Origin of the sequence: Streptococcus infantis SPAR10, assembly GCF_000279535.1 — a bacterium.
GTDB lineage: Bacteria > Bacillota > Bacilli > Lactobacillales > Streptococcaceae > Streptococcus > Streptococcus infantis_I.
The window spans coordinates 451,855-468,342 of record NZ_ALCH01000004.1 but is presented as its reverse complement, the minus strand read 5'-3'; the positions used below and the strand labels follow the sequence as shown (position 1 = coordinate 468,342).

Genomic DNA, 16,488 nt, shown 5'->3' with positions numbered 1-16,488 from the left:
CAACAAATTGTTGTCTAATCCTTCTGACTATTATTTCATAATAGATAGTGTACTTTAGTTATCTTGTTTCTTTAAGCCCAAGACTCCAAGACCAGCTACCAAGAGTGCTACTCCTGTTGCAAACAATGATTCCTTAGAACCAGTATTTGGCAATTCCTTTTTAGATTCAGATGTTGTAGACGTAGTTTCAGGTCTTGTTTCTTCAGTTGTTTTACCTGAAGGAGTTTCTTCACTTGATTTACCTGGAGTTGTCTCAACTGTTGTAGTAGTGGTAGTTGATTTTTCTGTTGTTGTAGTTGTTGAAGTAGTCGTTGGCTCTTCTGTTGTTGTCGTTGTTGAAGTAGTCGTTGGCTCTTCTGTTGTTGTCGTTGTTGAAGTAGTCGTTGGCTCTTCTGTTGTTGTCGTTGTTGAAGTAGTCGTTGGCTCTTCTGTTGTTGTCGTGGTAGTTGTAGTCGTAGTACTAGTTGTTGTTGTCATAGTTTGTTCAACTTTTTTATACCAGTGGATACGATTTCCTTCACGGTCTTTTTCTGTTTTTACAAACTCATATCCATCAATAGTAGCTGGATCTTTCCAACCCTTATCCTGTGGTTTAAGATTTTCTTTTGTATCGATATCTTTGTAGTCTGTGACAAGCGTATCCAGAACTAATTGTGCACCTGCAGAGTCATTAATGATACGGTAAATATAGATACCCTTTGAATTTTTCCCATCAATAGTTGCCGTAGCTACTTTCGAAACATCATATTGCATTTTTTCAAGATCAATCTTAGATTTATCGATGATATTAATACGGTTTTGACCAACACCGAAGAATACTCCTAATTCTTTTGGAACATCTCCTGAAATCATTTCAAGTGTGATTTTCTTAGCTGAAACTGAAGTTACTTTAAACTTAGGTGCTACACCTGTTGGGAATACATATGCTCCATATTCGTTCACTTCATATGAACTGTATACAGGTAAGATAAAGTAAGCTTGGTGTGTGTCGCCCACTTTAATTGCATCATCTCCACTTGTTTTCCACTCGATACCTGAAGCATCATTGAATTCTAACTCAACAGTTGAACCAACTTTCATACCTTCACTTCCACGAACTTGGAATTGTGTAGACGTTTCATATGAGCCATCTGCATTGAACTTAATTGTATTTCCAGAAGGTGTAAAGTTAATTGAATTTGTCTCAGTAGCAAATTGTTCTACTTTCGGAATATCTACTGTACTTGTCACAGAAGAAGATCCCACTTTAATCACTTGGTTTAAAGTGTAGTCTTTATTTGCGATTACAGCTCCATTATAAGCGTTATCTGATTTAATTTGGAACTTGACTTGTTTCAATACATCTGGTTTTTCAGCTTCAATAGCTTTCGTAAATGTAACTTTTAGTGTAGCACGTGTTGATTCTAATTGAGCTTGTTCCATTTGAGCTTTGTCGTTAGAACCTTGACGTGCTTTATTGACGTTTTCAAACGAAACAATTGAAATTTTACCAATTGTCTTACCTTCGTAAGTGACATCCTTACCATTTAATTGATTTAAGATAGCAACGTTTTCTAATGTAACTGTAACATAGTCGCCTTCTTTCACATCATCTTCTGTAATTGAAAAAGAAAGGTCTACATCTGTATAGTATTCATAATATTTAATGTCATGATTTTTAATAGTACCAGTCACTTCTGCAGCTACTTCTCTAGCTTCACGTGCAGGAGTTTCTGTAGTTGTTACAGCTTCGGCAGTAGTTGTTGCTTCAGCACTTGTTGTAGAAATTTGCTCAGCTGTCGTTGCTTCTTCAGCAGTAATAATTTCTTGACTTTGAAGTGCAGCCAAAAGCACTCCAGTAGACAACAAAGTGATCAATAATTTTCCAAACCTTTTCTGGTTTTTCATCCCCATTTACCTCCGTGTAAAATTACACCATTTTAATATGATTTTACTATATTTGTCTATTTAATTCAACTAAAATATATAATTTATTTTATAACTAAAATAAAAAGATTTTTTACTATTAAGTTTGAACTTTTTCCAATTCATAAATAATCATTGAAACATGTAAAATTATTCGGGTCTTAAGAATACAAAAAAGACTAGACAAGTCTAGCCTTTCATTTTAAATTAGAATTTTTTACGTTTACGAGCTGCTTCTGATTTACGTTTACGTTTTACAGAAGGTTTTTCATAGAATTCACGTTTGCGTGTTTCTTGAAGAGTACCAGCTTTAGTAACCGCACGTTTGAAACGACGAAGTGCATCGTCAAGAGATTCATTCTTACGTACTACTGTTTTAGACATTTTTTTCACTCCCTTCAAGTTCAAGATCTATTCTATTTTACATGGATAAGAGCAATTTGTCAAGACCAAAATGCTTTATTCCATGAATTTCCACTATTAATTTCAAACTTGCTATTATCACTTTTTTATAAAAAATAATTTATTAAGTAGGAAGATTTATATACACTCATTAAATTGAAAAGAGAGCCTTTCGGCTCTCTTTAAGATAGTGTAGATTTTCTAAAAATTATTATTTAGTAAATTTACGTTTCATAACAACTGTTCCTGACATGATTACCACACCAGTTAATACAAGTACTAGGCTTGTAGACTCACCAGTAAATGGCAGACTTGGTCGCTCTTCTGTAGTAGTTGTTGTATCTGCAGGTTTTGGAGCTTCAGTCGTTGTTGTATCTGCAGGTTTTGGAGCTTCAGTCGTTTTTGGAGCTTCAGTTGTTGCTGGAGCTTCAGTCGTTGTTGGAGCTTCAGTTGTTGTTGGAGCTTCAGTTGTTGCTGGAGCTTCAGTTGTTGTTGGAGCTTCAGTCGTGGTTGGAGCTTCAGTCGTTGTTGGAGCTTCAGTTGTTGTTGGAGCTTCAGTTGTTGTTGGAGCCTCTGTCGTGGTTGGAGCCTCTGTCGTGGTTGGAGCCTCTGTCGTGGTTGGGGCCTCTGTCGTGGTTGGAGCCTCTGTCGTGGTTGGAGCCTCTGTCGTGGTTGGAGCTTCTGTTGTGGTTGGAGCTTCAGTCGTGGTTGGAGCCTCTGTCGTGGTTGGAGCCTCTGTCGTGGTTGTGGTTTGTTCTTTTGGATTGACAATTGTTTTGGTAACTGACTTATCTGCTCCAAAATCTGTTGCATTTACTTCTGTATCTGCAGCTTTCATAACATAACCTTTTGGAGCTTCAACCTCTGTGAGAATATACTTATCTTTTAAAAGACCAGTTACTGTAATTTTTCCTTCAGCATCTGTAACGTATTCTCCAATAACTTGATTATTAGCTTGTCGTACGACTTTAAACTTAACACCAGCTACTGGTTGATTTTCATCATCAACTTTATGAATATTAATTGTAAATACGTAACCAACCCCTGAACCACCTGCTACTTGAACGACAGTGGATTGCTCAACATATTTAACAGCCTTTCCTTTACCTTTTAATACAGCATCATTATTTAATTTTTCTCCGTCTGCTGGTGAATAATTGGCTTGAACTTTATATTCAATTCGATATTGATCTGACTCTGTGATGTCACCAAGTTGTACAACAAATGATTGTCCATCTTCACTTACTGTAACAGTATGTTGGTCTGTTACATCTGTTCTATCAGTAAATTCCCAAAGTCCTTTAACATAGTCAAATTTACCTTTGATAATACGAATACTATCTTTAATATAAGATGCATTCGAAAACTTCAATGTGTCTTCTACTGTAGCATCTTGAAGACTTTCCTTAGTACGGTTGATTGAAATGGTATAAGAGAGTGTCTTTTGATCTTCACTACTTACCCATCCTGTTTTAGAAAACAACACAGGGTTTCCATCTCCAACACCGGTGAAGTTAACTTTTCCAACTACTTGTGCTTTCCCATTAATCGTTACCTCGACAGGGATTTCTCCTTCTTCAGGGTGTTTTTGGAAATCTACTCGAGTATAAACATAGAAAGAACCTTTGGTATCAGAGTGTTTTTCAACATAATCAGTATAGGTTAAGACGATATGTTTTTTTGTTTCATCAATCTGAGCATTTGCGATAATTTCATTTGTTTTCTCATCACGAATTTCAAAGTTTTGGGATTCTATATATAGAAAATCTGATAAATCAACTGTAGTTGTATCGCCAGCTTTAACATTTTTATCTGTTAAGTCATAATTTGCATTTAGCTTAAATGTAACCCACTGCTGCAAATCTTTATCAAGATTACCACCTTTTTCATTCGTAATATTGAGTGAAGTAATTGTGTCAACAGTCTTACTATTAGACGTAGTAGCCGATGTTTCAGCAGCAGCTTTTGTTAAGCTTAGTGAAACAAATACAGTTAATATACAAACAATGAAAAAGATAAACGATAGTTTTTTCTTATTCATTTTCATGTCTCCTTTAAATTATTAGTTTATTAAAACTAGTACAGTATACCAATATTTACATTCTATGTCTACTTTTATAACTAAAATAAACCAAAAAAATTATCAAGATTACTTTTAGATATTAAATATGTCTTTTAAATCTAATAATAATATAAATCTATTATTGAGAATCGTTTCTTACAACCTTTTCATTTAAAATAGATAATCATTGTTTGTAAATAAAAAGGAGAGAGCAATGCTCTCTCCTCTCTAAAGAAACTTATCTAATATTATTTAGAAAATTTACGTTTCATAACTACAGTTCCTGACATGATTACCACACCAGCCAATACAAGTACTAGGCTTGTAGCTTCACCAGTAAATGGAAGACCTGGTTTGTCTTCTGTTGTTGTAGAACGAGCTGGTTCTGGAGTCGTAGTTGAACGACTTGGTTCTGGTGTTGTAGTAGGACGACCTGGTTCTTCATTAGTCGTTGTTGTTGTAGTTGTTGTAGTGCCGCCGTTACCACCACCGTTTCCTGGGTAATATGGGATTGTCGTAGTTGTTGTAGTTGGTGTTGGGGCTTCAGTTGTTGTTGGAGCCTCAGTTGTTGTTGGAGCTTCAGTTGTTGTTGGAGCTTCAGTTATTGTTGGAGCCTCAGTTGTTGGAGCTTCAGTCGTTGTTGGAGCTTCAGTTGTTGTTGGAGCTTCAGTCGTTATTGGAGCTTCAGTCGTTGTTGGAGCTTCAGTCGTTGTTGGAGCTTCAGTCGTTGTTGGAGCTTCAGTCGTTGTTGGAGCTTCAGTCGTTGTTGGAGCTTCAGTTGTTGTTGGAGCTTCAGTTGTTGTAGTGTAAGTGTTTGTGAACTTACGAGTTGAATCTGCTTCTTTAACAGTTGCAACTAGTTTACCTTCGCCATTATCTACTACTAAGACATGGATTGTATAACTTTCAGTTGAGTATGTAACTCCTTCTTCTGAACCAGCTTTTTCTGTCAACACGTATTCGTGCTCGCCTGCTTCAGTGTATGAAAGTTTGAAGGCTACTTCGTTTGTTGCAACTTCAACACCCTCAACTTGTTTACCATTTGATGATGTTGCGATGACGTTTCCGCCTTCACTCAATTCAAACTCAAATTGTTCTTTAGCAAGTTCTTTACCAACTAATTCTTTAGTTGCTTTGATAACTGCTTCTGTTGGTGATACTTTATAAGTATTTGTAAACTTACGAGTTGAATCTTCTTCTGTTACAGTAGCAACTAGTTTACCTTCTCCATTATCTACTACTGAGACATGGATTGTGTAGCTTTCTTTAGAGTATGTGACTCCTGCTGCTGAACCAGCTTTTTCTGTCAACACGTACTCGTGCTCGCCTGCTTCAGTGTATGAAAGTTTGAAGGCTACTTCGTTTGTTGCAACTTCAACACCCTCAACTTCTTTACCATTTGATGATGTTGCGATGACATTTCCGCCTTCACTCAATTCAAACTCAAATTGTTCTTTAGCAAGTTCTTTACCAACTAATTCTTTAGTTGCTTTGATAACTGCTTCTGTTGGTGATACTTTATATTTGTTTGTAAACTTACGAGTTGAATCTGCTTCCTTAACAGTCGCAACTAGTTTGCCTTCACCGTTATCTGCTACTGAGACATGGATTATGTGGCTTTCAGTTGAGTATTCAACTCCTGCTACTGATCCGGCTTTTTCTGTCAACACGTATTCGTGCTCGCCTGCTTCAGTGTATGAAAGTTTGAAGGCTACTTCGTTTGTTGCAACTTCAACACCCTCAACTTCTTTACCGTTTGATGATGTTGCGATGACATTTCCGCCTTCGCTCAATTCAAACTCAAATTGTTCTTTAGCAAGTTCTTTACCAACTAATTCTTTAGTTGCTTTGATAACAGCTTCTGCTGGAGTTGCTTTATATGTGTTTGTAAACTTACGAGCTTCATCTGCTTCTGTAACAGTAGCTACGAGTTTACCTTCACCGTTATCTACAACTTTAACATGAACTGTATAGCTTTCTTTAGAGTATGTAACTCCTGCTACTGAACCAGCTTTTTCTGTAATGACATATTCGTGCTCTCCAGCTTCAGTGTAAAGAACTGAGAAGACTACTTCATTTGTTGCAGCTTCAACACCATTGACTGTCTTACCATTTGAAGACGTTGCAATGACTTGACCACCTTCGCTCAATTCAAACTCAAATTGTTCGTTAGCAAGTTCTTTACCAACCAATTCTTTAGTTGCTTTGAATGTCGCACGAGCTGGTGATGGCTCATATGTGTTTGTTAAAGTTGGTGCTTGAGTTGTAACCTCAGCTTTAAGTGTTCCACCTTCAGCTTTAACAACCACTGTTACTTCGTATGAGTTTTCATCAAATGTGATTCCTGGAACTTTAGTTTCAGTATTTTCTTTGATGACATAGTTGTAGGTACCAGGACCTTTAGCTTTCAAACCTTCAAATGTGATGCTTCCATCTGCTTTGTTTGTTGTTGAAGCAATTGGAGTAGTCAAGTTGTTTGCATTGTACAAATCAAACTTGAACTCACCATCTTTCAAGGCTACTGGACGATTTCCAGCAATTACTTTCTTAGCAGTAATTGAGAAATCAGCTGCGATTGGTTCGTCTTTAAGGTTAATCTTAGAACCTTCAGCTCCAAGAACTACCTTGTATTCTGTTTCATCAAGATTATATCCAGCAGGAGCTGTTTTTTCTTTGATGATGAATGTCTTACCGACATATTTTTGATCAAACTCATCAGAGATTGCCTCACCTTTTTCATTTGTAGTCAATTCTGTAGAGATAGTTCCGTCTTCTGACTTCACTGTATAAACAGCGCCTGCAACTGGAACCAATGTGAAGGCATTTGTCTTGTTGATCTTAATCTTGAAGGCTGTAGAAGCTTCGATTTGTCCTTTTACAAGAGATACACGTTCAACCGTGAAATCTAATTTTGCACGATTACTACGTTGAGTAAGTGCAGTTCCATCTGCTGTAGTCAACTGGATAACGTTTTGAACTTTGCTACCATCACCTGGTGTTGTTGTATGGTATTCTACCCAGTATGATTTAGAACCATCTGCAAAGATAAGTTTGAACTGAGTATAGTTCTCATTCCAAGCTACAGTATAGTCAGTACCTTCTACCATCTTCTTAGCATCTGATGGGACTTGAGAAGTCCCATCGTTCAATGTTGCAGAAGAATAAACTACCAATGATTCTGGAATATATTGAATAGCAGAAAACTCAGCTGTATTTGGAAGGAAGTCATTAAGAACTAGGTTTTTACCATAGTCTTGTCTTCCTGTATTGACACGGATTCTCCATGGAGAATAAATATCACCTTTTCCAACTGAACCGATAGCTGCTAACTTTTCTGAAGTCCATTCTTTACTTACTACATCGTTACCAACCTTAGCATAGTTTTCGAAACCTTCTTGCTTGCTGTCAACTGTCTTAGATGTAAAGGTATGTGTGATTGTTTTACTAACACCCTTGTTTTCAAAAGTTAGTGGTGTTGCTGTTTGGTCACTCTTGAACAAGAAAGTAATTGCATAATTTCCTTTTACGCCTTTAACGATATCCCCGCCTGTTTTAGCTTGGAACTCATCAAGGTTCTTCAAAGTAACACGTGCCTTACCACCTTGGTTATCACCATTAGCAGTAACAACTACTGTACCGATATTAACTTTTGTTTCTTTATCGTACAATTCAGTAGTCCCGTTATATACGGTTACTGGTGTAGGAATATCTACATCAAAGTAATCGCCATTGGTCAATTTTCCATCATATTGCTTGAGGTCAAATTGAACAAAGAACTGATTTGTACGATTGGTAATAATCTGATAAGTACCGTCACTATTCGGCTCCAATTTTGAATCCGACATGTTGAGGACACTTATATCAGTTACTACACCCGTTAGCTCTTTTCCATCTGCATAAGCGACATTGGTCGATAAGAACAATACGCTCAAGAAGGTCAGAACTGATACAAAAAATATTAATAACGGCTTTTTCTTAGACTTTTTCACCATTAAATATTTCCTTCTTTCCCTATTTTTTTAAATATATTGAATTATTGACTAACTCACCATCATAGTACTATAATATAATCTAAAAGTCAATAAAATCGAGGCTCAGAAGCCTCATTTTTAATAAATTACAAGTATAATTATTTTATTTCTTTACAATTATAAGTTTTAGAATCATAATGTACGTTTTTATTATAATTTTATTTTTTCATATATATTAATTTTCATAAAGTTACAAAAACCATTCGAAAATTTTTGAATGGTTTTCATTTATACGAGAACTATTTTTTCAACAAGCTAAGTGCTCCAGCATCCGCAATAATAGTTACATCTGGATGGTTCTGCAAACTACTTGCTGGAAGACTTTCAGTAACTGGACCTTCAACAGTTCCAGCGATGGCTTCTGCCTTAGATTCACCATAAGCAAAGAGAAGAATAGATTTTGCATCTAGAATATTTTTGATTCCCATTGAGATAGCTTGTGTTGGTACATCTTCAATCTTATCAAAGAAGCGAGCATTTGCTTCAATAGTAGACTGATCAAGATCTACAAGGTGGGTTTGACTATCAAATGGAGTTCCTGGCTCATTAAAGCCAATGTGACCATTTCGACCAATTCCCAAGATTTGTAAATCTACTGGATGATCTGCAAGAATTTGATTATAACGTTCTACTTCTTCTTCTGCATTATCTTTTACACCACGCGGTAAAAAGCTTTCTTTGAATGGCTTTTTATTGAATAGATTTTCTTGCATAAAGTAACGATAAGATTGTGGGTTATCTCCATCAAGTCCTACATATTCGTCCAAGTTAACACTTGTAAGATTTGAAAAATCAAGGTCACTCTTAACGATTTCTCCATAAAACTCAAGTGGACTGCTACCTGTCGCAAGTCCTAATGTTTGAGCACCGTTTGCTAGCTTTTCTTTTAAAATTTCAAAAGCTACTTTTCCACCTTCTTCAGGATTTTTTACTTGAATAACTTTCATAATTGTTCCTCCATATTTCTTTATTTCATTATATGGTATAGACCAATTTTTGTCAAGTGTAAACGGTTTAATATTTTAAGTTTTATAGGATAAAGTTAAGTAAAAAAAGAAGACTAAACTAGTCTTCTCTTTTTAAACTGTCAGAATGAATTAGTCTTCTTTTTTCTTTCTTGACAAAGCATAACCGGCAGTAGCTAAACCAATAAGTGCTGAATAAGTCATGAATGATTGTTCAACTGAACCAGTATTTGGCAATGATTTCTTAGATGATTCTGGTTTTGATTCTGGCTTAGGCTCTGGTTTTGGTTCTGGCTTAGGCTCTGGTTTTGGTTCTGGCTTAGGCTCTGGTTTTGGTTCTGGCTTAGGCTCTGGTTTTGGTTCTGGCTTAGGCTCTGGTTTTGGTTCTGGCTTAGGCTCTGGTTTTGGTTCTGGCTTAGGCTCTGGTTTTGGTTCTGGCTTAGGCTCTGGTTTTGGTTCTGGCTTAGGCTCTGGTTTTGGTTCTGGCTTAGGTTGTGGTTTTTCATTTTCCTTGATAAGCACAACATTTTTATTCCATTCAACAACTGGTTTTTCTGTTTCTTTCTTAACAGGATCCTTCACCAACTCAGGTGCTTCTGGTTTAACCGGTTCACTTGGTAAGACAGGTACAGTTTTATATTCTGGTTCTGTCGGTGGAACTGGTTTTTCTTTAACAGTTGGTACTTCTGTCAATTCTGGTTTTTCAGGTTTAACTGGAGGTGTTGGTTCTGTTGGTTTAACTGGCTCTTCACCTGGATCTTGAGGGAAGCCAACATTTGAGTTGATAGAGAACCAATAGAGAGTTGCTTCGCCTGTTGCGTTAGCACCTTTTGCTGTAAATTCAAGATGACCATCTTTCAAAATAACAGCAGCACCACCATAGTAAAGGTAAGGGCTCTTAGGATCATCCCAACCCTTAGTTTCACTTGAAGAGTCTGCATTAAATGTAGCACCTTGATCCATGTATTGGTTTTGTTCTTTAGCAGATACTTCTTTTGTCGATGAATCTTGGTCTACACTTGAATTTGGAAGTTTAATAAACTCTTTGTCACCAATGTTTACAGACTCAACGTGAGGAGTATCTTGGTGCTTCATTTTTGGTGTGTATCTCAAAACACCAGATGTAGCGTCTACAGTGTAAGAACCGATAACGTCTGATTTATCACCGAATGTGTAATCTTCAGTACCAACTGAGTGACCATTTCCGCCACCAGATGCGTTCACTGTTGTAGCATCAACTGCTGTTTCTCCAGTTACTTTGAAGGCATCATCAACCCATGTTGCTTTTTGAGCAACAATTTTCAAAGGATTATCAGCATTGATATCAACTTCTGCACTACCGAAGTCAGCCTTACCGCTTTTCACAACAACGTCTGCACCATCAAGTTTTGGTTCACTTCCATCTGAATATGGATCCCAAGTTCCACGAACTGTATTGCCTTCGCTATCTTTAGCTTCAACAACTAGAGGACGAGGTTTGTCATTTTCAACATAAGATGCACCATTCCAGTGGTTAAGTGAGTTAAGGGCAAGGATTGCATTGTGTTGTGACAAATCAATCAATTGGTCATTTTCATCATAAAACTCAATGTCAACACCAACTGTAACTGGGTTTTCAGTATCAGTTGAGCTACCAATTGTCATTGTAACCGCTGGATCGTTATAAATTTGAACGATTCCTTTTCCATCTGATGATGGAAGGCTCTTCACATCGTATTTATAAACAACTTTTGCAATACGTTTTTCTTCGCTACCTTTTACAATTTTAGCTTGAGTAAGTCCTGTGTATGTCACATCAAATTTATCTCCGACTTTTACAACTCCCCACTCAATTTCATTATTAGCATATGGGTTTGTAGTTGTCAAATCAGAATCTTGTAGATTCTTTGTTTCATACATTTTAGTAGCTTTACCATCACCGTACATACGAGATTGACCTTCTTTTGTCAAGTAAGTTGTTAATCCAGTTGTTTGGTGTGTGATTTTAGTTGTTTCGCCATCAGCAAGTTCTTCAGAGAGGAATGTCAAATCTTGTTTGTATTTCTCAGGATTTCCACCACGCTCTGCAACCATCTTATTGAAGGCATCTTTAGCATCATCGTATTGTGCTTTTTTCTTGTTGTAAATTTCGAGCTCAATCAAGTAAGCAGCTTGTGCTTCATCATAAGCAGCTTTTTTAGTCTTGTAGTCAGCTAATTTAGCTTCATATCCTGCTTGAGCTAATTTATTACTTTCAGTAGCTTCTTGATTTGCTTTTACAGATGCATTGTATGCTGCAAGTGCTGTGTTATATTCTTCAAGAGCTTTTTCATAAGCAACACGTGCTTCTTCATTACTCTTTTCTACTGCTGTTTTTTCTGCTGATTTTTCAGTCAATTCTTTTTTATAAGAAGTAAGTTTTTCGTTGTAAGCTTCAAGCTCTTTATCGTAGTTTGCTTTTGTAGCAGCATTTTTAGCATCAACTTCAGCTTTTTCTTTTTCGTAAGCTTCTTGATTTGCTGCAACTTCAGCTTTATAATCAGCTACAGTTTTATTAATATCAGTAACTTGTTTTTCGTAATCTTTAGCAGCAGCTTCCTCAGAATCTTGCTTTTTAGTCTCAGTTTCTTTAACTTCAAGACCTTCATTTGTGGCAGCAGTTTTAGCTTCTTCCAACTTCTCTGGAACCGCAACTTCTTTTGTTTCTTCTCCAGCTACTGTTGTAGTTGAAGTAACCGGTGTAGTTACTGATGAAGTTTCATCGGCAGATACAGTCGCAATACCTGCAGCAGCAATCACTGTTGCAACCGCAACAGAACCAAAAGCAATCGATGTTTTTCTCAAGGCATACTTAATCGTTTTATTATTCTTTAACGATGACATGACAAACTCCTTTTTAAATGTTTTTTATATATGCTTCTCAAGCAAAAAGAATTTTTGTTCTTCGAAGTCAGAAAAATCGTAACAAAAATAATTTAAAAAGTCAAGTATTTTTATATGTTTTTTTCAAACTTTTTTCACTTTGTTTTCAGGAGTTTTTCATTTTGATTTCAAAAATTTACGTTTTTGTTGACATTTTCCTATGATATGTCGTATAATTTCAACTAACAAAATTTAATGATTGGGGGATATAATGAAATCTTCAAATAACTTTTCTCAAGAAAAAGGTCACGGCTATTTCCGTAAGCGGAATAAAGTACTTGTATCTATGATTACGGTCTTTGGTTCTTTAATGTTAAGTTCTGTTGCTATGGCAGATGAAGTTGCTTCAACTTCAACTACAACTTCAACTTCAACTACAAACGTAACTACATCAAGTCAACCAGCCACTAGTACTGAGACCACTAGTGAGCAACCTACTACAACAACTAGTGAGGAAACTCCAAAGACTTCTTCAAGTGAAGAGACATCAACTTTGCCTCAAACTTCAAGTACAACTGAACCCACAACGGCTAGTACTTCATCTACAACAAGCACTTATAACACACCAAAAATCCAAAATGATGTAACATTTAACAAAGCTGCATATAAAAGTGGTGAGGATGTTAGCATCTCAATCAACAATCCTAACGTAACTTCGTCTGATTTGACAGTGTCTCATTTAGACAAAGTTATTTATGAGTTGAAAAATGCTCCAGGAAATTCACTTGTCATTCCAAACTCTGTTTTCTCTCCAAATTCTGGTTATCTCATTGACATCATCGGAAAGAATGCTGATGGAAAACAAGAACTTCACAAAGTAGCTGGTCTATCAGTCGAAGATGATTGGACTGTATATCCACGTTATGGTGTTGTTGCAGGTTCAAAAGACAATCACAATTCAATCACAAAAGATCAAGTGGAAGGATATAAAAATAGTATTGACCAATTGGCCAACATGCACGTCAATAACTACTTCTTCTACGACGTTTACAATACTCCTGGTAATCCATTCCCAGCTAATGTTGAACGATTCACTCAAGATTGGGCTACTTTCTTGATTCCGAAAGATGAAACAGATCCCGAAAAACGTAAAACATACTTACCGGTTATTGACACAGAAGCTGTAAAAGAGTTGGTTTCTCATGTCCATTCAACTGGCGCTAAAGCTATGCTTTATAATATGATTTACGCTGTGTCTCTTGATGAAAAAATCCCAGACCAAGTAAAAAGTGCCATCGTACGCAACTTACAAGATCATTTCAACTTTGGAAAGACTGGTGATGTTACAGCGACTGACATCCAACAATTTCTAGATCCAGGAGATCCAAACTGGCAAAACTTTATCATCAATGTGATGTTAAAAGCCATGAAAGAAGGTGGCTTCGATGGTTGGCAAGGAGACACTATGGGGACCAACTTGGTTGAAAAAGTAAACGAACCTGGAAAAGCTTTCTCCTTAAGTGATAACTATCCAAAACTAGCTGCAGCTGCAACAGAGGCCCTCAAAAAAGAAGGCTATGACTTCATGATCAACGATATCTCTACTGGAGATGCTGATCGATTAGGAAAAACAAATGTCTCTGCACCATACGCGGAAGTTTGGGGAGATAGCATCGCCCATGATTCTACCTACCAAGCCTTAACACGCTTGACTGAGCGTATGCGAGATTTATACAACGGAAAATCTCCAATTATCGCTGCTTATACACACCGTGAAAAAAATGCAACAAAACTCAGTAAAGATAATGAATTGCTAACAGATGCAATTATTGCAGCAAGTGGTGGTTATCATATGACCACTGCTGCTCTCAATACATCTCAAGATGAAAAAGGTTTTGGTGTTATTCAGGCTGAATGGTACCTCAATCAAAACTTACCAGTCAATGCTGATTTTGCTAATGCAGAATTCAACTACCAAGAATTTATCGTTGCCTACCAAGAACTCCTTCGTGGACGCGAAACTTTAGCACATGATACTCGCCGTATTGGAGACAATACAAATGTTCTTGTAGATGGTAACTTTATCGGCTCTAATCTTGATAATTCAGACGGTGTTCAACCAGGTACCGTTTATACCATCACAAAAGAAACTAAAACTGGTGACCGAATTGCTCATTTGATTAATTTAGTTGGAATTAATGAAAACAAATGGAATAGTGCTGTTAATTCCACTACGAAACTGAGTAACATCCAAGCTTTTGTACCACTCGGTAGAATTTCAAAAGATCAGGCCGAACATGCGAATATCTATTGGGCTACCCCAGATGCTGTAGAAGGAAAATATAATATTCAACTTCGTGAAACTACTGCCAATGTATATTATGACAGCGGGGCCGGTCAATGGATGGCTGCAATTGATGTTCCTAACCTAGATGTATGGGATATGCTCTATGTCAAACTTAATGAAGTTGCCCGTGTTCTTTATCAAGATGAAACTGGTAAAGAACTGGAACGTTCAAGCGACTTTGTTGGACATACTGATGAAAAGATTGACTACTCAACAAAAGATACGATTGCTAAATACCTAAAACAAGGTTATAAACTAGTTGAGAACGAATTTGATAAAAATGGACCAGCAAAATTTGACCGAGATGCTTCAAACATTAATGGTGATGGCATCCAGGAATTCATCGTTCGCTTTACACCAAAAATTGTAGATTTTTCTGAGACACAACCAATTCAAGTTGGCCAAGTTGTTCCAGGAGATACCGATGGTAGCCTCTATCCAACTCCTAAAGCTCCAAATGGAAAATCTATTAGTGATCTCAATCATTTATCAGAAAAAGTAACTCGTACTATCACCTATGTTACTGAAGATAAGAATGGTAACAATCGTCAAGAAGCTGACATCGTTTCAAAAACAGATAGTTTAAACTTTAGCCGAAAAGGAACTATCAATTTGGTAACTGGAGAAACAACACTTGAAGATTGGGTGTCTAAAGACGGTACTACTTTCGCAGATTATGAAAATCCAGTCAAAAATGGATATGTTGTCGTATCTAAAGAATCAAATGCAACAATCTCTCCTGATCTTAATAAATCTGGAGGTCATACTGGAATCCTAGCTGAATCTGATGACATTTCTGATATTGTTGTCTACCGACCAGTCGGTGTTTATACAATTAGTTATGCATCAGGAAAAGAACCATCAAATGCTATTAAAGAGATTGCATATTTAAATGATCCTTCTAATCCAACTGCTATTTCAGCGCCAACTGCAACTCTACCATATATTGAAGGGTTAGAACCAAAAGATGCAACTGGAAAAATCTTAACCTTTGTAGATCCACTTGATGAAACAAAGGGATACCTTCTTCCTACTGCAACTTCTGCTACTAATGATACAGTAATTACTTATACAATTTCTCAAGGATCAGTGACGGTACAATTCCTCATTATAGGCAGTGATACCGAATTACAAGACTCTCAAACAGTTTCTGAAAACGCAGACTTTGGTACGAACTATACTACAGATGCACCAAAAGTAATTACAAAAGACGGTCTAGTCTATAATTTAGTTGGTCATCGTGAGGGTTCTGCTGATGTTTCAGGAACAGTATCTAAGGGAAATAAAACAGTAATTTATGACTACAAACTTGCTTTAGGAAATGTAATAGCACGATTTGTCCTTCAAAACACCACAACTGAATTGCAACCAGCTATCGTTATTGCTTCAAATGCAGATAACGGTTCTGCCTACATTGCTGTTGCACCGGACGAAATTTCTTATAATGGTCAAACATACGAACGTATTAGCAGTGCACAACAATCAGGCCAAGTCGGAGTAGGAACTACAGATCTGATTTTTGAATACAAAGTCAAAGAATTACCAACTCCTCAACCTCAACCTCAGCCTAAACCTCAACCTCAACCTCAACCTCAGCCTAAACCTCAACCTCAACCTCAACCTCAGCCTAAACCTCAACCTCAGCCTAAACCTCAACCTCAAACTCAAACTCAAGTTCAACCTCAAACTCAAGTTCAAGTTCAAGGTTCTGAACGCCAAAAAGAGTCAATACAATCAGAAAGAACTTTGATTAAACCTGGTAGTCAGCTACCTGCAACAGGAGAGCAAAATTCCCAATTAGCATATCTTGGATTTGCTTTTCTCACTGGATTTGCAGGTCTTGTCGGTTATAAAAAGAAACAAGATTAAACTACTATAATTTTAAAAACCCAAGGAATAAGTCCTCGGGGTTTTTTTAAGAAAATAACAAAGAGG

The 16,488-nt window shown here is 36.8% G+C and carries 7 protein-coding genes; 1 reads left to right on the top strand and 6 read right to left on the bottom strand.

Going from position 1 to position 16,488, the window contains the following annotated elements; translation table 11 throughout:
- Window positions 1–54 precede the first annotated feature (54 nt).
- The 6 genes from SPAR10_RS07450 to SPAR10_RS07425 form a co-directional block, all read right to left on the bottom strand.
- Entirely contained in the window at window positions 55–1,887 is a 1,833-nt protein-coding gene (locus SPAR10_RS07450) for an LPXTG cell wall anchor domain-containing protein (protein WP_025170556.1), read from the bottom strand.
- A gap of 225 nt (window positions 1,888–2,112) precedes the next feature.
- Window positions 2,113–2,289 carry a 30S ribosomal protein S21 gene (rpsU, locus tag SPAR10_RS07445; RefSeq protein WP_000048054.1) on the bottom strand — a complete coding sequence of 59 codons (177 nt, stop codon included), beginning with the start codon at window positions 2,287–2,289 and terminating at the stop codon, window positions 2,113–2,115.
- 229 nt (window positions 2,290–2,518) lie between these two features.
- Complete coding sequence (locus SPAR10_RS07440) at window positions 2,519–4,348, bottom strand: Ig-like domain-containing protein (RefSeq protein WP_004252526.1); 1,830 nt, start codon at window positions 4,346–4,348, stop codon at window positions 2,519–2,521.
- Window positions 4,349–4,617: 269 nt separating this feature from the next.
- Entirely contained in the window at window positions 4,618–8,361 is a 3,744-nt protein-coding gene (locus SPAR10_RS10840) for a Spy0128 family protein (protein ID WP_004252524.1), read from the bottom strand.
- 278 nt (window positions 8,362–8,639) lie between these two features.
- Entirely contained in the window at window positions 8,640–9,347 is a 708-nt protein-coding gene (locus SPAR10_RS07430; RefSeq protein ID WP_004252523.1) for a glucosamine-6-phosphate deaminase, read from the bottom strand.
- 150 nt (window positions 9,348–9,497) lie between these two features.
- Complete coding sequence (locus SPAR10_RS07425) at window positions 9,498–12,227, bottom strand: GbpC/Spa domain-containing protein (protein ID WP_004252521.1); 2,730 nt, start codon at window positions 12,225–12,227, stop codon at window positions 9,498–9,500.
- A 250-nt stretch (window positions 12,228–12,477) separates the two neighbouring features.
- On the opposite strand from SPAR10_RS07425, the gene SPAR10_RS07420 reads away from it, so the two are divergent.
- Window positions 12,478–16,422 (top strand): glycoside hydrolase family 66 protein, encoded by a 3,945-nt coding sequence (locus tag SPAR10_RS07420; protein ID WP_004252519.1) that lies wholly within the window; start codon window positions 12,478–12,480, stop codon window positions 16,420–16,422.
- The last annotated feature ends 66 nt before the right edge of the window (window positions 16,423–16,488 follow it).

Coding starts and splice junctions, on each gene's coding strand:
- SPAR10_RS07450 (WP_025170556.1), bottom strand. CDS start 1,887: ATGAAAAACCAGAAAAGGTTTGGAAAATTATTGATCACTTTGTTGTCT.
- rpsU (WP_000048054.1), bottom strand. CDS start 2,289: ATGTCTAAAACAGTAGTACGTAAGAATGAATCTCTTGACGATGCACTT.
- SPAR10_RS07440 (WP_004252526.1), bottom strand. CDS start 4,348: ATGAATAAGAAAAAACTATCGTTTATCTTTTTCATTGTTTGTATATTA.
- SPAR10_RS10840 (WP_004252524.1), bottom strand. CDS start 8,361: ATGGTGAAAAAGTCTAAGAAAAAGCCGTTATTAATATTTTTTGTATCA.
- SPAR10_RS07430 (WP_004252523.1), bottom strand. CDS start 9,347: ATGAAAGTTATTCAAGTAAAAAATCCTGAAGAAGGTGGAAAAGTAGCT.
- SPAR10_RS07425 (WP_004252521.1), bottom strand. CDS start 12,227: ATGTCATCGTTAAAGAATAATAAAACGATTAAGTATGCCTTGAGAAAA.
- SPAR10_RS07420 (WP_004252519.1), top strand. CDS start 12,478: ATGAAATCTTCAAATAACTTTTCTCAAGAAAAAGGTCACGGCTATTTC.